Origin of the sequence: Streptomyces griseoluteus, assembly GCF_004784465.1 — a bacterium.
Classification (GTDB): Bacteria; Actinomycetota; Actinomycetes; order Streptomycetales; family Streptomycetaceae; genus Streptomyces; species Streptomyces griseoluteus.
The window spans coordinates 185,733-207,007 of sequence record NZ_SRRU01000005.1; the positions used below are offsets into that span (position 1 = coordinate 185,733).

Consider the following 21,275-nt stretch of genomic DNA (forward strand, 5'->3'; position numbering starts at 1 on the left):
ATTTGCTCAAGGCCATCCGCCAATTGAGCCGGTGTGTCGCACGATCTGGCTGATATTTCCAGCTTTTTTTGCGACCGATGCGATCAGCGGACCGTCGAAGGGGGGAATTGAATGCCCGGAGACCGTACCGAGATGGTCACCCTGGGCATTAATTCGAACAGATATTCAATTTCCGGCGCTGTTCGCATTCCCCGGCTGTCCGGGCCGCGCCGCGCGGATGCGCCGCCAGCGGTCGACCAGGCCGCCGGGGACCTCCTCGGCGGTGAGCGCGTAGACCATGTGGTCCCGCCAGGCGCCGTCGATGTGCAGATAGCGCGGCCGCAGACCCTCCTCGCGGAAGCCGAGCTTCTCCACCACGCGCCGGCTGGGCCGGTTCTCCGGGCGGATGCAGACCTCCAGACGGTGCAGCCCCACCGCGCGGAAGCAGTGGTCGGACACGAGGGCGACGGCGGTCGGCATCACCCCGCGCCCGGCGACCGACTGGTCCACCCAGTAGCCGATGTGCGCGGAGCACATGGAACCCCAGGTGATCCCGGCGACCGTGAGCTGGCCCACCAGGCGCCCCTGGTACTCGATGACGAACGGCAGCATCCGGCCCGCCGTCGCCTCGGAGCGCAGGTGCCGGATCATCTGGCGGTAGGTGGGCCGGTGCGTGACCGGCCCGGTCGGGGTGGGCGGCGGGATGGTCGCCTCCCAGGGACGCAGCCAGTCCCGGTTGCGCCGGTTGACCTCACGCCAGGCACGCTGGTCGCGCACCCTTATCGGCCGCAGGACGACGTCGCCGTCCACCAGCACCACGGGCCAGGCTCTGCCGGTCAGCTCGCACCCCCGGCGCCCGTGTGGCCCGGTGCGTCGGGCCGGGGGTGGTCGCCGCCGCGGATCTGGTCGACGGCGTGCGTCAGCAGCGGCTCCAGCACGGCGAGTCCGTCGCGGACCCCGCCGCTCGAACCAGGCAGGTTCACGATCAGCGTGCCGCCCGCGACCCCGGCCAGGCCCCGCGAGAGCGCGGCGGTGGGCACCTTCTCGCGCCCGTACGCGCGGATCGCCTCGGCGATGCCCGGTACCTCGCGGTCGAGGACCGCGCGGGTGGCCTCGGGGGTGCGGTCGGTGGGCGAGATGCCGGTGCCGCCGGTGGTGACGACCGCGTCGTACCCGGCCGCCACGGCCGCGCGCAGGGCGGCCTCGACCGGGTCGCCGTCCGGGACCACCTGCGGGCCGTCCACGGTGAAGCCGAGGCGGGTGAGACCCTCGGCCACGGCCGGGCCGCCCTTGTCGGCGTAGACCCCGGCGGCGGCGCGGTTGGAGGCGGTGACGACCAGCGCGCGGTACGGGGTGCCGGTCACGCCCGGCTCCAGTGGCCGGACTTGCCGCCCGTCTTCTCCTCCACCCGCACGTCGGTGATGACGGCGCCCTTGTCGACCGCCTTCACCATGTCGACCACGGTGAGCGCGGCGACGGACACGGCGGTGAGGGCCTCCATCTCCACGCCGGTGCGGTCGGTGGTCTTCACGGTGGCCAGGATCTCCACGCCCTCGTCCGTGACGGCGAGGTCCAGCGTCACCCCCGAGACCGACAGCGGGTGGCAGAGCGGGATCAGGTCCGGGGTGCGCTTGGCGCCCATGATGCCCGCGATCCGGGCGGTGGCCAGGGCGTCGCCCTTGGGCACTCCCTCACCACGCAGCAGCTCGACCACGCGCGGGGACACGAGCACCCGGCCACTGGCACGGGCGGTGCGCGCGGTCACTTCCTTCCCGGATACGTCGACCATGCGGGCCGCGCCCGCTTCGTCGATGTGCGTCAGTCGGTCGTGCGTACTCATGGTGTGCGGTGCTTCCCGTTCGCGGCCCGCCGGCGCGGGCGATGCGCGGGCCTCCTGTGCGCGCCACGGTACCGCCAAGTGGGCTCGGGCACCGGACCGGGACCCGCTCACGGCCCCGCGCGGGGGCGGGGGAAGGTCAGCCGAGCAGGACGACCTCGACCTCGGTGCCGGGCTCGGCCTCCGTCACGTCCTCGGGGAGCACGATCAGCGCGTTGGCGTGGGCCAGCGCGGCGATCAGATGGGAGCCGCTGCCACCTACGGGGGTGACCTCGCCGTCCGCGTAGTTGCCGCGCAGGAACTGGCGGCGGCCCTCGGGCGAGCGCAGCGGCCCGTCCACCGTGAGGGTGGCCCGCGTGCGCGGCCGGTGGACCTCGGGAAGGCCCATCAGGGCGCGGATGACGGGGCGTACGAACAGCTCGAACGAGACGTACGACGACACCGGGTTGCCGGGCAGGGCCAGCAGCGGGATGTGGTCGGGGCCCACCGCGCCGAAGCCCTGGGACTTGCCGGGCTGCATGGCGAGCCTGCGGAAGTCGACCCCGCCGCCCTCCTCCTCGCCGACCTCGGTGAGCGCCTCCTTGACCACGTCGTACGCGCCGACGCTGACGCCGCCGGTGGTGACCAGCAGGTCGGCGCGGACCAACTGGTCCTCGATGGTGGAGCGCAGCACGTCCGCGTCGTCCGCGACCGCGCCGACCCGGTAGGCGATGGCACCCGCGTCCCGGGCGGCGGCGGTGAGGGCGAAACTGTTGGAGTCGAAGATCTGGCCGTGCTCCAACGGCTCGCCCGGCTGGACGAGTTCACTGCCGGTGGACATCACGACGACGCGCGGGCGCGGCCGCACCCGGACCGTGCCCCGGCCGATCGCGGCGAGCAGCGCGATCTGGGACGGCCCGAGGACCGTGCCCGCGGCGAGCGCCCGGTCACCGGCGCGTACGTCGCTGCCGCTGGGCCGGACATGGGCCCCCGTCCCGGCGGGCCGGAAGATCCGGACCTGGCCCTCGGCACCCTCGGGCGCCTGGGCGCGGGCGCGCATCCCGCTCGCCGGGCCGCCGCCGAGCCCGGCGTCCGTCCACTCGACGGGGACGACGGCCTCGGCGCCGGGCGGCAGCGGGGCGCCGGTCATGATGCGCGCGGCCTGGCCGGGGCCGACATGGACCGGGGCGGCGTCGCCGGCGGCGACGTCACCGACCACGTCCAGGGCCGCCGGGTACTCCTCGCTCGCACCGGTCACGTCCGTGACCCGTACCGCGTAACCGTCCATGGAGCTGTTGTCGAAGGGCGGCAGGGACACCGGCGCCACGACGTCGTCGACCAGCGCACAGCCCTGCGCGTCGGGGAGCTGGAGCTCGATGGGGTCGAGCGGGCGGACGGTGCTGAGAATGTCCTCCAGGTGCTCGTCCACCGACCACACGTGGTCCGGTCCGACGGGACGGTTCGCGGCGGTGCTCAACGTTCCTGCATCTCCTCGGCGACGAAACTGCGCAGCCAGGTCCTGAAGTCCGGGCCCAGGTCCTCACGTTCGCACGCGAGACGGACAATGGCACGCAGGTAGTCGGCACGGTCGCCGGTGTCATAGCGGCGGCCCTCGAAGACGACGCCGTGCACCGGACCGCCGACCTTCTCGTCCTCCGCGAGCTGCTGGAGGGCGTCGGTGAGCTGGATCTCGCCGCCCCGGCCGGGCTCGGTCTTGCGCAGTATGTCGAAGACGTGCGGGTCGAGGACGTAGCGGCCGATGATGGCGTAGTTGGACGGGGCCTCCGCCGGGTCGGGCTTCTCGACCAGGCCGGTCACCTTGACGACGTCGCCGTCCTCGGTGCTCTCCACGGCCGCGCAGCCGTAGAGGTGGATCTGCTCGGGGGCGACCTCCATGAGGGCGATCACGCTGCCGCCGTGCTGCTCCTGCACCTCGATCATGCGCTGGAGCAGGGGGTCGCGGGGGTCGATCAGGTCGTCGCCGAGGAGGACCGCGAAGGGCTCGTTGCCGACGTGCGGGGCGGCGCACAGCACGGCGTGGCCGAGGCCGCGGGGGTCGCCCTGGCGGACGTAGTGCATGGTGGCCAGGTCGCTGGACTCCTGGACCTTGGCGAGGCGGTCGGCGTCGCCCTTCTTGCCGAGAGCCGACTCCAGCTCGTAGTTGCGGTCGAAGTGGTCCTCCAGCGGACGCTTGTTGCGTCCGGTGACCATGAGGACGTCCTCGAGGCCCGCTGTCACCGCCTCCTCGACCACGTACTGGATGGCCGGCTTGTCCACGACGGGCAACATCTCCTTGGGCGTCGCCTTGGTCGCGGGCAGAAAGCGGGTACCCAGCCCGGCTGCCGGAATGACAGCCTTGCTGATCCTCGGGTGCAACTCAGTCATGCGCGCCACTCTAACCGGTGCCCTTGGGGGGAAATCCCCTGCTCCGCTTAGGTGAGCGTGATAATCGCGGACCGAAATGGAGGCGGCCACAGGTGGAATCCGACGAACGTGCGAACGACCCCGGGAAGAGGGGTCTACGGCGTGAACTCCTGGCGAACAGAAGGGGGTTGAGCGAGGAAGACCGTCTCGCCCATGAACGTGCCCTCGCCGCGCACGCCCTCGCCGTGCCCGAACTCGCCGCCGCCCGCACGGTCGCCGCCTACGTCTCGGTGGGCACCGAGCCCGGTACGGCAGCGCTCCTGGAGGCACTGCGCGAGCGCGGCACCCGCGTGTTGCTCCCGGTACTGCTCCCCGACGACGACCTCGACTGGGGCCCGTACACCGGACCCGGCTCGCTGGCTGTGGTCCGGCACGGCGGGCGGATGGAGCTGGCCGAGCCCGCCGGGCCGCGCCTCGGACCCGACGCGGTGACGGAGGCGGACGTGGTGCTGCTGCCGGGCCTCGCGGTGGACAGGCGCGGAATGCGGCTGGGGCGGGGCGGGGGGTCGTACGACCGGGTGCTCGCACGCCTGGAGCGCGCGGGCGCGCGTCCGGCGCTCGTGGTGCTGCTGTACGACACGGAGGTGGTGGCACGGGTGCCCGCCGAGGCGCACGACCGCCCGGTGCACGCCGTGGTGACCCCGGCCGGGGTACGCCGTTTCGCGCGCCCCTGAGCGCCCCTGATGCGCGAGAAGGCCCTCCACGCGCGCGTGGAGGGCCTTCATACGGTTGACGCTGTCAGCGACTCACGGCCGCAGGTTCAGCGTGTCCTTCGTGCTGCCGTCGACCGACTTGGCCGAGAAGGACCAGGGCAGCAGATCGCCCTCGGCCCACTTGTCGGTCTGGTCGGTGTAGTGGGCGTTGAAGGCGTGCCCGGAGGCGCCGCTGAGGTTGATCCAGCGGGACTTGTCGAGGTCGGCCAGGTTGACGACCATCCGCATCGACGGCACCCACACCACCCCGTAGCCCCCGGCGGCGTTCCAGCCGGTGGCGTTCACGGTGGCCTCGCCTCCGCTGAGCTTCCAGGGGCCGCGGTTGAGGGCGTACTGGAGCAACTCCGGGCCCTGAAGGCCGAGGGTCTGGTTCTTCAGGAACAGCCGGTGCAGGCGGCCCCAGCTCCAGGTGTCGATGTCCTTGCCGAGCTTGGCGGTCAGCTCCCAGCGGGCATCGATCATGGCGCGGGTGAACAGCTCGTCGCGGTTGTGGGCGGCCGGGCGGTTGCCCGACTTGGGCGCCTGCCACCACTGGCTGTCCGGCTTGTCCATGAGCGTGCGCACGACCTCGAACCAGCGGTCGCCGCCGTCCGGCTGCGCCTGGTCGGCGTCGCGCTGACCGCACTCGCGGACCTTGCTCCGGTCGTCCAGCGGGCCGGTGCTGCCGGCGCGCTCCACCCACAGGCACTGGTTCTTGGCGCGCAGCTCCTTGGGGAGCTTGTCGCCGAAGCCGAGCTTGAGGATGTTGCGCCACACGGCGTTGAAGTAGGCGGCCGCGGCCGAGTCGGCGTCCTGGGTGTAGTCCCAGCCCTCCAGCAGCTTCTGCGCCTTGCGGACCTCGGGGTCGTCCAGGTCCAGCTTCAGCAGCTTGGGCACCAGCAGCTTGGCGATCTCGCTGCTGTTGTCGAGCTGCATCTGGCGCATGTCGTCGGTGGAGACCTTGCCGCCGTCCTTGATCTTGGACTCGATCAGGTCGGCGATGCGCTGGCTGCGGGTGCCGTAACCCCAGTCGGTGGTCAGGGTGTACGGGTACTTGTCCTTGTCCACCACGGCCTGGTTGGCGGTGACGATGTAGCCGCGCTTCGGGTTGTACTCGTACGGCAGCTCGTCCTGGTCCAGGAAGCCGGTCCAGCGGTACTTGGAGTCCCAGCCCGGCGCCGGCACCGAGCCGTCGTCGCCCGTGGCGCGGGTGGGGATCCTGCCCGGCAGGGTGTAGCCGATGTTCTCGGAGTCGGCGTAGATCAGGTTCTGGGACGGCACGTCGAAGAGCGCGGCGGCCTTGCGGAAGCCGGTCCAGTCGGACGCCTTGTCCATGGCGAACACGGCGTCCATCGAGGTGCCGGGGTCGAGCGCGGTCCAGCGCAGCGCGATGCCGTAGCCGTCGCCGCGGTCGGGGGCGGCGGTGTCGACGCCGGCCTTGCGGCCGACCTCGACGAGCTCGTCGTCGCGGTCGGAGAGCAGCGGCATGCCGTCGGCGGTCTGGCGTACGACGATCTTCTTGGACGCGCCCCCGGCGACCTTGATGGTCTCCTCGCGGGTGCGGAAGGGGCGGACCTTGCCGTCGTAGAGGTAGCCGTCGCCGGAGATCTTCTCCAGGTAGAGGTCGCTGACGTCGACGCCGGAGTTGGTCATGCCCCAGGCGATGCTGCCGTTGTGGCCGATGACCACACCGGGCATGCCCGCGAAGGTGTAGCCCGCCACGTCGTACTGGCACTTGCTGGAGACGTTCCGGCAGTGCAGGCCCATCTGGTACCACACCGAGGGCAGCGACGCGGACAGGTGCGGGTCGTTGGCGAGCAGCGGCTTGCCGGTGATGGTGTGCGCGCCGGAGACGACCCAGGAGTTGGAGCCGATGCCCTGGCCGTTGACGCCGACGGCGGTGGGGAGGTCGTCGAGGACCCTGGTGAGGCCGGTGAGCTGGCCGGTGAGGCCGGTGCCGGTGCCTCCTGCGGTGCCGGTCGTGCCCTGGGTACCGGTACCTGTGCCGGTACCGGTGTTGCCCGTCGTACCCGTCGAACCCTGGGTGCCCTGCGTGCCCGTGCTGGTGCCCGACGGGGCGCCGTCCTGCTGGAAGGTCTTGCCCAGCGCGCTGTACTGGCCCTCACGCACGATCGGCTTGTTCCGGTCGTAGGGGTAGTCCGGGTACAGCTCGCGGATCTGCTGCGGGGTCAGGCGGCTGGTCATCAGGGCGCGGTCGGTCTCGTCGCGCATGTTGCCGCGCAGGTCCCAGGCCATCGCCTTCAGCCACGCGACGGAGTCGACCGGGGTCCACTCGGCGGGCTTGTAGTCGTTGGTGAACCCCAGGGCCGCGTACTCCAGGGAGATGTCCTGGCCGTCCTTGCCCTTGAGGTAGGCGTTGACACCCTTGGCGTACGCCTGGAGGTACTTCTTCGCGGAGGCCGACAGCTTGGTGTCGTACTCCTGCTTCGCCACCCGGTCCCAGCCAAGGGTGCGCAGGAACGCGTCGTTCTTGACCTGGCTCCTGCCGAACATCTCCGACAGGCGGCCGGAGGTGAGATGGCGGCGCACGTCCATCTCGTAGAACCGGTCCTGCGCCTGCACGTAGCCCTGGGCCATGAACAGGTCGGCGTCGGAGGAGGCGTAGATCTGCGGGATGCCGTAGCCGTCGCGCTTGACGTCGACGGGACCGGAGAGGCCCTCGAGCGTGACCGATCCCTTGGTCTGCGGGAAGGAGGCACGCACCGTGCTGATGGACCAGAACGCCCCGAAGGCTATGCCTCCGATGAGGGCCAGGACCAGCAGAATCACGACAAGTCGGGCTTTGCGCCCCTTCTTCCTGCCGGACGTGCCGGGCTTGTCACCCGATGTGGCGGTGGTGTTGGGGGGCATCGCTGTCCTTGCTGTCCTCACGCGAGCGGCAGGCGGGGCTGTGACTTTGAATGAGCGCTGGAGCAACCATAGGCGCAGGCCCCGGAACCACTTGACGCGGAGTCGGGAACCAGCGCGCACGGGCGTTCGATCTTGCCAACCCGAGCGTCAAGGAAACGTCAAGAGTTAGGTAAGGTAACGAAGTAGTCGGGTGCGGTCCGCCGCCCCTCGGTGTCTTGTGTACGCGAGCCCACGTGCGCCCCCGCGCGGGCCAAGGAAGGGATGCGCCGCTGACTGTCCACCACCTCAACCAGCTCCTGTTCGCCTGCTCGCTGGTGCTCCTGGTCGCGGTCGCGGCCGTGCGGATCTCCTCGCGCAGCGGGCTCCCCAGCCTGCTCGTCTACCTCGGGATCGGCGTCCTCATGGGCTCCGACGGCGTGGGGAACATCCACTTCGACAACGCCGAGCTGACCCAGGTCATCGGGTACGCGGCCCTGGTCGTGATCCTGGCCGAGGGCGGTCTCGGCACCAAGTGGAAGGAAGTGCGGCCGGTTCTGCCGGCCGCCTCCGTGCTGGCGACGGTGGGCGTCGCGGTGAGCGTCGGCGCGACGGCGGCGGGCGCGCACTACCTGGTCGGGCTGGGGTGGCGGCAGGCGTTCATCGTCGGCGCGGTGGTGTCCTCGACGGACGCGGCGGCCGTGTTCTCCGTCCTGCGCAAGATCCCGCTCCCCTCGCGGGTGGCGGGCACGCTGGAGGCGGAGTCCGGCTTCAACGACGCCCCGGTGGTCATCCTGGTCGTCGCCTTCTGCCAGGCCGGTCCGGTGGAGCACTGGTACATCCTGCTGGCCGAGATCGTGCTGGAGCTGGCCATCGGCGCCGCCCTGGGTCTCGCGGTGGGCTTCCTAGGCTCCTGGGGGCTCAGGCACGTCGCCCTGCCGGCCTCCGGTCTCTACCCGATCGCCGTCATGGCCATCGCCGTCACCGCGTACGCGGCCGGCGCGCTGGCCCACGGCAGTGGCTTCCTCGCCGTCTATCTGGCCTCCATGGTCCTGGGCAACGCCAAGCTGCCGCACTGGCCGGCCACGCGCGGGTTCGCGGAGGGGCTCGGCTGGATCGCGCAGATCGGCATGTTCGTCCTGCTCGGCCTGCTGGTGACCCCGCACGAGCTGGGCGACGACGTGGTGCCCGCGCTGATCATCGGACTGGTGCTGACCATGGCGGCCCGGCCGCTGAGCGTGGTGCTGAGCCTGACCCCGTTCCGGGTGCCGTGGCAGGAACAGGCGCTGATGTCCTGGGCGGGGCTGCGCGGCGCGGTCCCCATCATCCTGGCGACCATCCCCATGGTGAGCGGGGTCGAGGGCAGCCGCCGGCTGTTCAACATCGTCTTCGTGCTGGTCGTCGTCTACACCCTGGTCCAGGGCCCGACCCTGCCCTGGCTGGCCCGCAAGCTGCGGCTCGGCGAGGAGGGCGAGGCGTCCGACCTCGGCATCGAGTCGGCGCCGCTGGAGCGGCTGCGCGGCCATCTGCTCTCGCTCACCATCCCGGACGACTCCCGGATGAACGGCGTGGAGGTGGGCGAGCTGCGGCTGCCGCCGGGCGCCGCCGTCACGCTGGTCGTCCGGGACGGCAAGTCCTTCGTGCCCTCCCCCACGACCGTCCTGCGGCACGCCGACGAACTGCTGGTGGTGGCCACCGACCCGGTCCGCGACCAGGCCGAACGCCGGCTGCGCGCGGTCGCCCAGGGCGGCAAGCTGGCCGACTGGCTGGGCACCGGCGGCACGCAGCACCGGCACTGAGGGTGCTGGTTCTCACAGGTCGGGCGGCGGGGGCCGCCTGTACGATCAGGGCATCTGATCGAACCAACTCTGTCCGATTCGTCTGACGCAGAGCTGGCGCGACCGTATGGCGGCCGGACCTCAGCAGTTCCACCGGTATCTACCGCAGTTCCGCGCGCAAGAGGACGGCTCTCGGTGCCCCCCGCACGGGCGCGCTACCAGGCGGAAGAGAGGCACGGGCCGTGGCATCCACGGTCACCACCGAGCGGTCGGCGCGTCCGGGTTACGGGCAACTGCTGCGCACGAAGGGCGCGTGGACCTTCCTGGTCCCCGGCTTCGCGGCACGCCAGCCGTTCGCCATGCTCACCATCTCCATCGTGCTGCTGGTGCGGCACACCACCGGCTCGTACGGCGCCGCCGGTGCCGCCGCGGCCGTCACCGGGGTCTCCATGGCCCTGTTCGCGCCGTACAGCGGCCGTCTCGCGGACCGGTACGGCCAGCGGGCGGTGCTGATGCCCGGTGTCGTGCTGCACACGGCCGCGGGGCTCACCCTGACGGCGCTCGCGCTGGCGCACGCCCCCCTGTGGGCGCTGTTCGCGGCGGCGGTGCCGACCGGCGCCTCGGTGCCGCAGGTCGGCCCGATGGTCCGGGCCCGCTGGGGCACCCGGCTGAAGGGCTCGCCCCTGATGAGCACGGCGGCGGCCTTCGAGTCGGTCACCGACGAGCTGACCTTCGTCGTCGGCCCGCTGCTGGCGACCGCGCTGTGCACGGCCGTCACCCCGTCGGCGGGACTGGTCACCGAGGCCGCGCTGACTCTGATCGGCGGTCTGCTGTTCGCCGCCCAGCGGGGTACACAGCCGCCGGTGCCGCCGCGTGGCGAGGACACGGAGGACGCCGCGCACGCGCGCGTGTCCGCCCTCCGGGTGCCCGGCGTACGGGTGCTGATCGTGACGTTCCTCGGCATCGGCGCGGTCTTCGGCGGGATGCAGGTCTCGCTGGCCGCGTTCACCGAGTCCATCGGGGAGCCCGGTCTGAACGGCGTCCTCTATGGCGTCTTCGCCGCCGGAAACATGCTCTCCGGGGTGGTCTGCGGCGCGATCGCCTGGAAGTCGTCGCCCCGGCGCCGGCTGATGGCCGGGTACGCGGCGCTCGCGCTGGCCACCTCCGCGCTGTGGACGGTGCACTCGGTGCCGCTGCTGGCCGGGCTGGGTCTGCTGGTCGGCATGTGCATCGCGCCCTCGCTGATCACGGGGTACACCCTGGTGGAGGACCTGGTGCCGGTGGGCGCCCGGACGGAGGCGTTCACCTGGCTGACGGGCGCGGTGGCGCTGGGCCAGGCGGCCGCCGTCACGGTGGCGGGACAATGGGAGGACCGGCTGTGGGACGGCGCCGGGTTCCTGGTCCCGATGGCCGGGACCGTACCGGCGCTGGCGACGATCGTCGTCCTGCGTTCCCTGCTGGTGGCGCGGGCCCGGAACCGCACCGTGGCGCGTGGCGTCGGTCACCGCGAGCCGGTCACGGTGGACTGATCCACGGGAATGCGTCACTATGGAGCATCGTTAGCACTCATTGAGTGAGAGTGCCAGGAGGAAGACAGTGCCGACCTACCAGTACCAGTGCAAGGACTGCGGCGAAGGCCTCGAAGCGGTGCAGAAGTTCACCGACGACGCCCTGACCGAGTGCCCCAGCTGCGGTGGCCCCTTGAAGAAGGTGTTCTCCGCCGTCGGCATTGTCTTCAAGGGCTCCGGCTTCTACCGCAACGATTCCCGCGGTGCGTCGTCGAGCAGCAGCCCGGCCGCGAAGTCGTCTTCGTCGTCCTCGGACGCGAAGTCCTCGTCCTCGTCGTCGTCCACCTCGTCGTCGTCTTCTTCGACGTCGTCCTCGGCCGGCTCCGCCGCCTGAGAACCCCGCCTTCCCGGACCCTGCCGTCATCCGACGGCGGGGTCTTCGGCGTGGGTGCGCGCGGGTGATCCTGGTGGCCGGTTTCGGGGGCCCGTTAGGGTGCTGGGCATGGCGAACGCAGAGATCGGCGTAATCGGCGGGTCGGGCTTCTACTCGTTCCTGGACGACGTGACCGAGGTACAGGTGGACACCCCTTACGGGGCTCCCTCCGACTCCGTCTTCGTGGGCGAGGTCGCGGGCCGCCGGGTGGCCTTCCTGCCCCGGCACGGACGGGGGCACCACCTCCCGCCGCACCGCATCAATTACCGGGCCAACCTGTGGGCGCTGCGTTCGCTGGGCGTCCGGCAGGTCCTCGGACCGTGCGCGGTGGGCGGGCTGCGGCCGGAGTACGGGCCGGGCACGCTGCTGGTGCCGGACCAGATGGTCGACCGCACCAAGACGCGTCAGCAGACCTATTTCGACGGACTCCCGCTGCCGGACGGCACGGTGCCCAACGTGGTGCACGTGTCGCTGGCCGACCCCTACTGCCCGACCGGGCGGAGGGTGGCGCTGAAGGCGGCCCGTGGGCGGGACTGGACCCCGGTCGACGGCGGCACGCTGGTCGTGGTGGAGGGGCCGCGCTTCTCCACCCGCGCCGAGTCGCTGTGGCATCAGGCGCAGGGGTGGTCGGTGGTCGGGATGACCGGGCATCCGGAGGCGGCTCTCGCCCGTGAGCTGGAGCTCTGCTACACCTCGCTGACCCTGGTCACCGATCTCGACGCGGGTGCGGAGACCGGTGACGGGGTGTCCCACGACGAGGTGCTACGGGTGTTCGCGGCGAACGTGGACCGGCTGCGGGGGGTGCTGTTCGACGTGGTGGCGGGGTTGCCGGCCACGGGCGAGCGGGACTGTCTGTGTGTGGGGGCGCTCGGGGGGATGGACCCGGGGATTCCGTTGCCGTAGGTCTCCCGGGGCGGGGCTCCTTCCTCGTTCGGGTGACGGAGTTTTCCACAACCGGTGGATGATCCACGGGCTCCGGCGGGATTCCGCGGGGCGGGTCATCGTGGGGATCGCAGAGCGTTCCCTCGTCACAGGTGGTGATCCCGATGTCCGTGAACCCGAACACCGTCCCCGCTCCCGCTTTCCGTGTGCCACGCCCGCTGGGGACCGATGCCCCGGCGACCCGTGAGGTCCCTTTCTTCCCGCCCCTGCGGGTGCGGGGCGGTGGCGGACCGGCGGGACGGCTGGCGCGGTACCGGGGCCGGGCGGTCACCGCCGGGCTGGCGGTGACGGCGGCCGCGCTGGTCGCGGCCGGCCCCCGCTCCCCGGGCGGCGGTGCTCCGTCGGCCGAGCGGCCCCGAGGGCACCCCGCCGCCGGTCCGGTGCGGGGCCACGGGCCGGGTGAGCTGGTGCGGGCACCCGTGCGTATCGCCGACGCGGCCACGGTGCGGCTGCTGCGTCCCGGTGACCGGGTGGACGTGGTCGCGGCGGAGGAGCGGTCGGCGGCGGGGGGCGGGCCGGCGCGGGTGCTGGCGCGCGGGGCCCGGGTGGTCCGGCTGCCGGAGCTGCTGGAGCGCGTCCCGGGTGAGGGAAGCGTCACTGAGGGGGCGCTGGTCGTCCTCGCGGTTCCGCGTGCCACGGCGGCTCGGCTGGTGGGGGCGAATCCCATGGCCAGGCTGGCGGTGACGCTGTGGTGAGCCGTGGCGGCGGCATCTCCGGAAGCGTGCGGTCATATCGCTCGCTCGGGCGGCGGGATTGGACAGGGTGGCCGCATATTGACGTAGGTTGCGGAGCGCTCTGTTCCCCAGCCTGTGGACGCGACGAGGAGACTCACCGAGGTGAACGCGAAGAAGGAAGCGGCGAGCATTCTGGACGGCTTCAAGGCCTTCTTGATGCGCGGCAACGTCATCGATCTGGCGGTCGCGGTGGTCATCGGTGCCGCGTTCACCAACATCGTGAACTCGGTGGTGAAGGGCATCATCAACCCGCTGGTCGGGGCGATCGGCACCAAGAACCTGGACCACTACAGCTCGTGCCTGAAGGACCCCTGCAAGGTCGCGGCGGACGGCAGCGTCGAGAGCGGCGTGCCGATCATGTGGGGTTCGGTGGCCGGTGCGGCGCTCAGCTTCCTGATCACCGCCGCGGTCGTGTACTTCCTGATGGTGATGCCGATGTCGAAGTACCTGGCCCGGCAGGAGGCCCGCAAGCAGGCCCGCACGGGCAAGACCGAGCCGGAGCCGATCCCCGTGACCGAGCTGGAGGTCCTCCAGGACATCCGCGACCTGCTGATCGCCCAGCGCAGGGGCACGGTGGACGGCGTGGTCAAGCAGCAGCGCCCGGCCGGGCCGGACGTGCGTTAGCGGGAGCCCTCCGTACCGTTCAGAGGTGGTGGGGCGGCTTCTCGTCGAGGAAGCGCCTGAGGTCGGCGGCGCTGTCGCCGGCCGGACGCTCGCCCCACCCCCGGTCGGTGTCGTCCGAGGACTGCTGGTTCAGCGGGTCGTCGAAGACGAGCGCGGCCTTCGGGTCGCGCGGCTCGGGTGCGGGGGCGTCACTCATGTCTCCAGGGTACGGTCCGCCGCCCGGCACACTTCGGCGCCCGCCGAACGGACCCGTTCCTAGGCTCGTCCCCATGAGCAGTCACACGGCGATCGAGCCGAGCATCCTCTACTTCGGCACCCCGGTGGTGCTGCTGTCCACGGAGAACGAGGACGGCACCTTCAACCTCGCCCCCATGTCCTCGGCGTGGGCGCTGGGCCGCACGGTCGTCCTCGGCCTGGGCCGCGAGGGCCAGACCGCGAGCAACCTCCTCGCCCGCCCCGACCTGGTCATCAATCTCCCCGCCCCGCACCAGTGGCCCGCGGTGGAGCGCCTGGCCCCCCTGACCGGCCGCGACCCGGTCCCCCCGACGAAGGCGGCCGGCTGCCGCTTCGAACCGGCCAAGTTCGCCGCGGCGGGCCTTCGCGAAGAGCCCTCCCACACCGTCCGCCCGCCCCGCGTAGCCGAGTGCCCCCTCCACCTGGAGGCCCGCGCCGAACGCATCCGCCCCGACCTCTCCGGCGACTGCGTCATCGTCGAGACGACCGTCCTGAAAGTCCACGCGGCCCCCGAGTTGCTGATCCCCGGCACCCATCACATAGACCCCGCCGCCTGGAGCCCGCTGATCTACAACTTCCGCCACTACTTCGGCCTGGGCCCGGAACTGGGCAGTTCCTACCGCACGGAGACACCGCGCGCGGCCGGTGTCGGCTGAGAAGGGTGTACCGGGGGAGGTAGGGGAGGAAGAGGCGCAAGGGGGCGGAAAAGCCTTGGCGCGCACGGCATTTCGGTCGCCGACCGGGAACTCTTCGGCCGTGCCCGGCGTTTACCCCAGTACGTTTCTCGGTTCCCGGACACGATGTCCGACCGAGGGGCTACGGTATGCACCCACCAGGTGACATGCAGCGACGCCGGGAGACACCTTGAGCGTTCCGTACGAGACGGCGGAGTACGAGTCCGCCCAGTCGCCCGAGTCTCCGGAGGAGCACCTCGCGCGACTCCTCGGCCGTGCCCTGAACTCGTTCGAGCTGCCCGACGAGGTGATAAGAGACCTGGACTGCGCGCTGGCGCACGACAGTTCGCTGCACTCCGCGCACCACAGCGCGGGGCTGCACCGCGAGACGTACCGGCACACCTGGCTGCTCGCGGACGGCTCCGCCGTCACCCTCTGGGAGCTGGCGCACAACACCGCGCCGGGCGAGGAGGCCCAGCACGAGGTGTACCTCGACGAGGAGGAGCTGCACACCGCCACGGCCCGGCTGGCCCTGCCGTACGACACCTCGGACTTCGAGCTGCCGGTGCTGACCGAGCTGGGTGCGGTGCCCGAGCCCCGGCACGCGTACGTGGCGGACAACTCCCCCGACCACGCCCGCAGGCTGCTGCGCCGGGCGGAGAACCCGGACCGTCCCGGCAAGGAGCTGGCGGCGCTGCTGGCCACGGCGGAGGCGCACGAGATCACCCAGGCGTTCGGCCGTCCCGGCCGGACCGCGCGGGCCGGGGTGAGCTTCGCGCTGTACGAGCACGCGTTCCTGCTGCGGGACGGGCGGGAGGTCTCCCTGTGGGAGGTCGAGCACACCGCGACCCCCGACGGCCGTCACATGTGCGAGGTGTACACCACCCCGGAGGCGGCCCGCGAGGCCATGGAGCACCGCGCGGCCCGGCACGGCTGACGTCCCGGCACGGCTGACGGCCCCCGACGCACCGCGTCCCCCCGGCGAGTTCGCCGGGGGGACGCGACCGTGGGGACGGGGCCAGAGGATGCTCAGGCGGCCACCGGCTGCTCGCTCTCCTTCTCCCCCGCCGCCGCGCCCTCGGCCGAACCGGCGGCCGGGGTGCCCTGGGCCGGGTTGCGCATGCCCTTGAGGACCACCACCAGGGCGGTGCTGACGCAGACGCCCGCGGCGATGGCGAGGAGGTAGAGGAACGGGTTGCCGATCAGCGGGACCACGAAGATGCCGCCGTGCGGAGCGCGCAGCGTGGCGTCGAACATCATCGACAGCGCGCCGGTGACCGCGCCGCCCGCCATCGCGGACGGGATGACCCTGAGCGGGTCGGCCGCGGCGAAGGGGATCGCGCCCTCGGTGATGAAGGAGGCGCCCAGCACCCAGGCGGCCTTGCCGTTCTCGCGCTCGGCCGGGGTGAAGAGCTTGCCGCGCACGGTGGTGGCCAGGGCCATCGCCAGCGGCGGGACCATACCGGCGGCCATCACCGCGGCCATGATCTTCATCGCGGAGTCACTGGGACTGGCGACGGCGATCCCGGCGGTGGCGAAGGTGTAGGCCACCTTGTTGACCGGGCCGCCCAGGTCGAAGCACATCATCAGGCCGAGGAGGGCGCCGAGCAGGACGGCGTTGGTGCCGGTGAGGCCGTTCAGCCAGTCGGTCATGCCCTTCTGGGCGGCGGCGATGGGCTTGCCGATCACCACGAACATCAGGAAGCCGACGACCGCCGAGGAGATCAGCGGAATCACCACCACCGGCATGATGCCGCGCATGGCCGCCGGTATGTTCACCCGCTGGATCGCCAGCACCACACCACCGGCGATCAGACCGGCCGCGAGGCCGCCGAGGAAGCCCGCGTTGATGCTGAGCGAGATCGCGCCGCCGACGAAGCCGGGGACGAGGCCGGGCCGGTCGGCCATGCCGTAGGCGATGTACCCGGCGAGCACCGGGATCAGGAACTTGAACGCCATGCCGCCGATCTGGAACAGCAGCGCGCCCCAGCTGTCGGACTGGGTCCACACGAAGTGGTCCATGACGGAGGGCGCCTTGTTCACCGTCCAGCCGCCGATGGCGAAGCCCAGGGCGATGAGCAGACCGCCCGCCGCGACGAAGGGCACCATGTAACTGACGCCGGACATCAGCCACTTGCGCAGCTTGGTGCCGTAGCCCTCGGTGGAGTCCCCCGCGCGTTCGACGGGGGTAGTCGCCGCACCGGCGGGGGCGGTCTTCTCGCCGCGTTCGGCCTTGGCGCGGACCTCGGAGATGAGTTCGGCGGGGCGGTTGATGCCCGCCTTCACGCCGACGTCCACCGTGGGCTTGCCGGCGAACCGGTCCTTCTCGCGCACCGGCACGTCGTGGGCGAAGACCACGCCGTCCGCCGCCGCGATCACCGCCGGGTCGAGCCGGGTGAACCCCGCCGAGCCCTGCGTCTCGACGGTCACCTCGACGCCCGCCTCCCGGCCGGCGTTCTCCAGCGACTCGGCGGCCATGTAGGTGTGGGCGATGCCGGTGGGGCAGGAGGTGACGGCGACGACGCGGAACGGGCGCGCTTCCGTGGCCTCGGCCTCGGGGGTCTTCGGGGTCGTACTGCCCGCCGCGGCGCCGGCGGAGGCCGCCGCCGGCGCCGCGGCGGTGTCCTTGTCGGCCCCCGCGCCGGAGGCGGCCGCACGCTCGGCAGCCTCGGCCGGAGTCACGTCCCCGCGCACCAGCGCCGCCGCCGTCTCCGGGTCGGACACCCCCCGCAGCGCGTCCGTGAACTCGGCGTTCATGAGCTGCCGGGCCAGCGAGGAGAGGATCGTGAGGTGGGCGTCGTCCGCCCCGGCCGGGGCCGCGATCAGGAAGATCAGGTCGGCCGGGCCGTCCGCCGCGCCGAAGTCGATCCCGGCCGCGCTGCGCCCGAAGGCGAGCGTCGGCTCGGTGACGTGCTCACTGCGGCAGTGCGGGATGCCGATGCCGCCGTCGAGACCGGTCGGCATCTGGGCCTCACGGGCGGCCACGTCGGCGAGGAAGCCGTCCAGGTCGGTCACCCGCCCCGTCGCCACCATGCGCTCGGCGAGGGCACGCGCCGCCGCTTCCTTGCTCTCGGCGGACAGGTCGAGGTCGACCAGGTCCGCGGTGATCATCTCGCTCATCGCGGGCTCCTTTGCTCGCGTATCGCCCTGCTGTGTGGGGTGGGCGCACCGTGGATGGGGACGTGGGGATGGGGACAGGGGGCGGCGGACCACCGGAGCGGGCCGTGCACGACACCGGCTCTCATGACACCGGCTCCGTCAGCACGAGGTCGACCGGCACGTCCGACGTGACCGTGACCGAGGCGGGGTCCAGGTCGGCGGGCGTCGGCATCACGCTGCCCGGCAACTGCACCGCCGCGGCGCCGTGTGCCACGGCGGAGGCGAGGGCCTCCGGCCCACTCCCTCCGGCGATCAGGAACCCGGCGAGCGAGGAGTCCCCCGCACCGACATTGCTGCGGACGGCGGCCACGGGGGCGGTGCCGAACCAGGTGCCCTCGCCGTCCACCAGCAGTTGCCCGTCGGCGCCCAGGCTGGCCAGCACCGCGCGGGCGCCCATCGTCCGCAGTTCCTCGGCCGCCTTCACCGCGTCGCCCACGGTGACCAGCCGGCGGCCGACGGCGGCGGACAGTTCCTCGGCGTTGGGCTTGACCACGTCGGGCCGGGCCCCCAGCGCCTGGAGCAGGGCCGGTCCCGAGGTGTCCAGGGCGATGCGGGCGCCGCCGGAATGGGCGCGGGCGACGACGTCGGCGTACCAGGACGGGGCGAGGCCCAGCGGGAGGCTGCCGCAGCAGGCGATCCAGTGGGCGTCGGCCGAGTGCGTGCGCACGGCGGCGAGGAGCGACTCCTCCTCGGCCGGGGTCAGCTCCGGACCCGGCGCGTTGATCTTCGTCAGGACGCCGTCCGCCTCCGCGAGCGCGATGTTGGACCGGGTGGCCCCGGCGACCGGCACGGGTGCGACCTCGATGCCCTGGGCGTCGAGCAGCTCGGCGATCAGGGCGCCGGGCGCGCCGCCGAGGGGCAGGACGGCGAGGGTGCGCCTGCCGGCGGCGGCGACCGCCCGGGAGACGTTGACGCCCTTGCCGCCGGGATCCATGCGCTCGCCGGAGGCGCGGATGACCTCGCCGCGCTCCAGGACCGGGACCTCGTAGGTGCGGTCCAGGGACGGGTTGGGGGTGACGGTGAGGATCATGCGCGTACTACTTCCGTGCCGCCGCGCTCGATGACGGCCGCGTCTTCGGGGCTGAGCCCGCTGTCGGTGATCAGCAGATCCACGTCGCCCAGGTCGCCGAAGCGGGCGAAGTGCTCCTGCCCGTGCTTGGCGGAGTCCGCGAGCAGGACCACCCGGCGGGCCGCGGCCATGGCGGCGCGCTTGACGGCGGCCTCCGCCAGGTCGGGGGTGGTCAGACCGTGCTCGGCGGAGAAGCCGTTGGCGGCGATGAAGGCCACGTCGGCGCGGATCTCGCCGTAGGCGCGCAGGGCCCAGGCGTCGACGGCGGCGCGGGTGCGGTTGCGGACGCGGCCGCCGACCAGGTGGAGCTGGAGGCCGGGGTGGTCGGCGAGGCGGGCGGCGATCGGCAGGCTGTGGGTGACGGCGGTGAGCGTCGCCTCCAGCGGGATCGCGGCGGCCAGCCGGGCCACGGTGGTGCCGGCGTCGAGGATCACCGTGCCGTCGACGGGGAGTTCCGCGAGGGCCGCCTTGGCGATGCGGTCCTTCTCGTCGGCGGCGGTGGACTCGCGCTCGCTGAGGTCGGGCTCGAAGTCGAGACGGCCGGCCGGGATGGCGCCGCCGTGCACCCGGCGGACCAGGCCCGCGCGGTCGAGGGCCTTCAGGTCACGGCGGATGGTCTCCGCCGTCACCTGGAACACCTCGGCCAGCGACAGCACGTCCACCCGGCCGCCGTCACGGGCGAGCCGGAGGATCTCCTGCTGACGCTCCGGTGCGTACATGTCCGCCTGCCTCCGAACCTCGGCCCACCGTCCCGACCCATGCCCGAACGTGTGGTTTCACTGCGAGGCTACGCCCGGGTGTCCGCAAAGTAAACAGGCTCGGGCTTCATTCGGACATGAACGGAACTTCAGCAGGCGGACCCGGACACGCTCAGACCGTCACCAGCTCCCGCTCCTCAGCGGGCTCACTCCCGCCCTCCACATGCTGCGCGGGCCGCTTGGGCAGCGCCGACATCAGCAGGAAGATCACGCCCATGACCCCGGCCACCCACCACAGCGCGTGCTGGAAGGCGCCCACGAAGGCCGGACCGGCCTGCGCCGGGGTGATCCGGTCCGCGATCTGCCCGAAGAAGACGACCGACACCAGGCCGAGCCCGAGCGCGTTGCCCATCTGCTGCACGGTGTTGATCAGGCCGGAGGCCGATCCGGCGTGCTCGCGCGGCACCTCGGAGAGCACCGCGTCGGTCAGCGGGGCCACGATCAGACCCATGCCGGCGCCCATCACGACCAGCGGGAGCGCCATCTGCCATGAGGCGATGGCGAGGCCGTACCGGTCGGACTCCCAGATGTAGAGGAGCACGCCGAGCCCCATCGTCAGGGCGCCGGCCTGGAGCACCTTGCGCCCGAAGCGCGGCACGAGGAACTGCACGGACAGCGCGGCCGCCGTCGACACCGCGAGCGAGAAGGGCACCCCGGTCAGCCCGGCGCGCAGCACGCTCCAGCCGAGGCCGATCTGCATGTACAGCGTCCAGACCAGGAAGAAGACGCCGAGCGCGACCCCGAACACGGTCTGTACGGCGATCCCGGCGGCGAAGCTGCGCACCCGGAACAGGGACAGCTCGACCAGCGGGGAGCCGTCGCGGGCCGCCTTGCGCCGCTCGTAGGCGACCAGTGCGGCGAAGACCGGGAGCGAGCCCGCCATCAGCAGGTGGCCCCAGAGCGGCCAGCCGAGCTCGCGGCCCCGGGTGAGGGGGTAGAGCAGCATCAGCAGGCCCAGGGTGACCAGGGCGACGCCGACGAGGTCCAGCTTGAGGGCGCGGGGGGCGCGGGACTCGGAGATGAAGCGGCGGCCGAGCACCACGGCGGCGATGCCGACAGGCAGGTTGATCAGGAAGATGGGCCGCCACTGAAGGCCGAACAGGTTCCACTCGGTCAGCAGGGCGCCGAGCACCGGGCCGGAGACCGCGCCGAGGCCGACGACAGCGCCGAACAGCCCGAAGACCTTGCCGCGTTCGTGGGCGGGGAAGGTGGCGTGCACGATGGAGAGGACCTGCGGGACCATCATCGCGGCCATGCCGCCCTGCAGGATGCGGGCCGTGACCAGCATCGCCGGGTCGACCGCGAAGCCGCACAGCGCCGAGGCGAGGGTGAAGCCGCCGACGCCGAGCAGGAACAGCCGCCGGCGGCCGTGGATGTCACCGAGCCGTCCGCCGGTGATCAGACCGGCCGCGAACGCCAGCGCGTACCCCGCGGTGATCCACTGGATCTGGCTGAACGAGGCGCCCTCGTCCCGCTGGATGGAGGGGATGGCTATGTTCACGATCGTCACGTCGACGAGGTCCATGAAGGCCGCGGTCATCACGATGGCGAGCGCGATCCAGCGGCGCCGGTCCGCGCCGGAGGTCTGTTCCGTTGAGGTCATG

At 72.1% G+C, this 21,275-nt stretch carries 20 protein-coding genes; 9 read left to right on the plus strand and 11 right to left on the minus strand.

What is annotated here, in order from left to right:
* Positions 1-165: 165 nt before the first annotated feature.
* From E5082_RS15510 to galU, 5 genes are all read right to left on the minus strand, one after another.
* Positions 166-798 carry a GNAT family N-acetyltransferase gene (locus E5082_RS15510; RefSeq protein ID WP_135791835.1) on the minus strand — a complete coding sequence of 211 codons (633 nt, stop codon included), beginning with the start codon at positions 796-798 and terminating at the stop codon, positions 166-168.
* 17 nt (positions 799-815) lie between these two features.
* Positions 816-1,343 carry a MogA/MoaB family molybdenum cofactor biosynthesis protein gene (locus tag E5082_RS15515; RefSeq protein ID WP_167514064.1) on the minus strand — a complete coding sequence of 176 codons (528 nt, stop codon included), beginning with the start codon at positions 1,341-1,343 and terminating at the stop codon, positions 816-818.
* Positions 1,340-1,819: a cyclic pyranopterin monophosphate synthase MoaC gene (moaC, locus tag E5082_RS15520; protein ID WP_030814523.1), complete on the minus strand. Its 480-nt coding sequence runs from the start codon at positions 1,817-1,819 to the stop codon at positions 1,340-1,342. Before moaC ends, E5082_RS15515 begins: the two co-directional genes overlap by 4 nt.
* Positions 1,820-1,955: 136 nt before the next feature.
* On the minus strand, positions 1,956-3,272 hold the full coding sequence (gene glp / locus E5082_RS15525; RefSeq protein WP_135791837.1) for a molybdotransferase-like divisome protein Glp: 1,317 nt from the start codon (positions 3,270-3,272) through the stop codon (positions 1,956-1,958).
* On the minus strand, positions 3,269-4,180 hold the full coding sequence (galU, locus tag E5082_RS15530) for a UTP--glucose-1-phosphate uridylyltransferase GalU (RefSeq protein WP_135791838.1): 912 nt from the start codon (positions 4,178-4,180) through the stop codon (positions 3,269-3,271). The genes glp and galU overlap by 4 nt, the downstream gene beginning before the upstream one ends.
* Before the next feature lie 92 nt (positions 4,181-4,272).
* On the opposite strand from galU, the gene E5082_RS15535 reads away from it, so the two are divergent.
* Positions 4,273-4,893 (plus strand): 5-formyltetrahydrofolate cyclo-ligase, encoded by a 621-nt coding sequence (locus E5082_RS15535; protein ID WP_135791839.1) that lies wholly within the window; start codon positions 4,273-4,275, stop codon positions 4,891-4,893.
* Positions 4,894-4,965: 72 nt separating this feature from the next.
* Here the strand turns inward: E5082_RS15535 and E5082_RS15540 are convergent, their stop codons facing one another.
* Positions 4,966-7,782 carry a penicillin acylase family protein gene (locus E5082_RS15540; RefSeq protein ID WP_135791840.1) on the minus strand — a complete coding sequence of 939 codons (2,817 nt, stop codon included), beginning with the start codon at positions 7,780-7,782 and terminating at the stop codon, positions 4,966-4,968.
* Positions 7,783-8,015: 233 nt separating this feature from the next.
* Here E5082_RS15540 and E5082_RS15545 point away from each other — a divergent pair, with 233 nt between their 5' ends.
* The 6 genes from E5082_RS15545 (at position 8,016) to mscL (ending at position 13,777) form a co-directional block, all read left to right on the plus strand.
* The gene (locus E5082_RS15545) at positions 8,016-9,557 is read left to right on the plus strand and encodes a potassium/proton antiporter (protein ID WP_229918917.1); all 1,542 of its coding nucleotides are present in this window, start codon (positions 8,016-8,018) and stop codon (positions 9,555-9,557) included.
* Positions 9,558-9,778: 221 nt separating this feature from the next.
* A complete protein-coding gene (locus E5082_RS15550; protein WP_135791842.1) occupies positions 9,779-11,065 on the plus strand; it encodes an MFS transporter in 1,287 nt (428 codons plus the stop codon).
* Between the two features lie 67 nt (positions 11,066-11,132).
* Complete coding sequence (locus tag E5082_RS15555; RefSeq protein ID WP_135791843.1) at positions 11,133-11,438, plus strand: FmdB family zinc ribbon protein; 306 nt, start codon at positions 11,133-11,135, stop codon at positions 11,436-11,438.
* 108 nt (positions 11,439-11,546) lie between these two features.
* Positions 11,547-12,380 (plus strand): S-methyl-5'-thioadenosine phosphorylase, encoded by an 834-nt coding sequence (locus E5082_RS15560; protein WP_135791844.1) that lies wholly within the window; start codon positions 11,547-11,549, stop codon positions 12,378-12,380.
* Between the two features lie 143 nt (positions 12,381-12,523).
* A complete protein-coding gene (locus tag E5082_RS15565; protein ID WP_135791845.1) occupies positions 12,524-13,114 on the plus strand; it encodes an RcpC/CpaB family pilus assembly protein in 591 nt (196 codons plus the stop codon).
* Between the two features lie 141 nt (positions 13,115-13,255).
* Positions 13,256-13,777 carry a large conductance mechanosensitive channel protein MscL gene (gene mscL / locus E5082_RS15570; protein WP_135791846.1) on the plus strand — a complete coding sequence of 174 codons (522 nt, stop codon included), beginning with the start codon at positions 13,256-13,258 and terminating at the stop codon, positions 13,775-13,777.
* Positions 13,778-13,796: 19 nt separating this feature from the next.
* Here mscL and E5082_RS32380 read toward each other — a convergent pair whose 3' ends face one another.
* On the minus strand, positions 13,797-13,973 hold the full coding sequence (locus E5082_RS32380) for a hypothetical protein (protein WP_086695572.1): 177 nt from the start codon (positions 13,971-13,973) through the stop codon (positions 13,797-13,799).
* Between the two features lie 73 nt (positions 13,974-14,046).
* Here E5082_RS32380 and E5082_RS15575 point away from each other — a divergent pair, with 73 nt between their 5' ends.
* Both E5082_RS15575 and E5082_RS15580 read left to right on the plus strand, forming a co-directional pair.
* Positions 14,047-14,667, plus strand: a complete 621-nt coding sequence (locus E5082_RS15575; RefSeq protein ID WP_135791847.1) for a flavin reductase family protein — start codon at positions 14,047-14,049, stop codon at positions 14,665-14,667.
* A gap of 208 nt (positions 14,668-14,875) precedes the next feature.
* Entirely contained in the window at positions 14,876-15,622 is a 747-nt protein-coding gene (locus E5082_RS15580; protein WP_135791848.1) for a DUF6227 family protein, read from the plus strand.
* A gap of 92 nt (positions 15,623-15,714) precedes the next feature.
* On the opposite strand, the gene E5082_RS15585 is transcribed toward E5082_RS15580, so the two are convergent.
* The 4 genes from E5082_RS15585 to E5082_RS15600 all read right to left on the minus strand — a co-directional run bounded on the left by E5082_RS15585 (position 15,715) and on the right by E5082_RS15600 (position 21,274).
* Positions 15,715-17,805 (minus strand): PTS fructose transporter subunit IIABC, encoded by a 2,091-nt coding sequence (locus E5082_RS15585; RefSeq protein ID WP_135791849.1) that lies wholly within the window; start codon positions 17,803-17,805, stop codon positions 15,715-15,717.
* Between the two features lie 121 nt (positions 17,806-17,926).
* Positions 17,927-18,874 (minus strand): 1-phosphofructokinase, encoded by a 948-nt coding sequence (gene pfkB / locus E5082_RS15590; protein ID WP_135791850.1) that lies wholly within the window; start codon positions 18,872-18,874, stop codon positions 17,927-17,929.
* A complete protein-coding gene (locus tag E5082_RS15595; RefSeq protein WP_135791851.1) occupies positions 18,871-19,632 on the minus strand; it encodes a DeoR/GlpR family DNA-binding transcription regulator in 762 nt (253 codons plus the stop codon). Before E5082_RS15595 ends, pfkB begins: the two co-directional genes overlap by 4 nt.
* A gap of 151 nt (positions 19,633-19,783) precedes the next feature.
* On the minus strand, positions 19,784-21,274 hold the full coding sequence (locus E5082_RS15600) for an MFS transporter (RefSeq protein ID WP_135791852.1): 1,491 nt from the start codon (positions 21,272-21,274) through the stop codon (positions 19,784-19,786).
* Position 21,275: the final 1 nt, after the last annotated feature.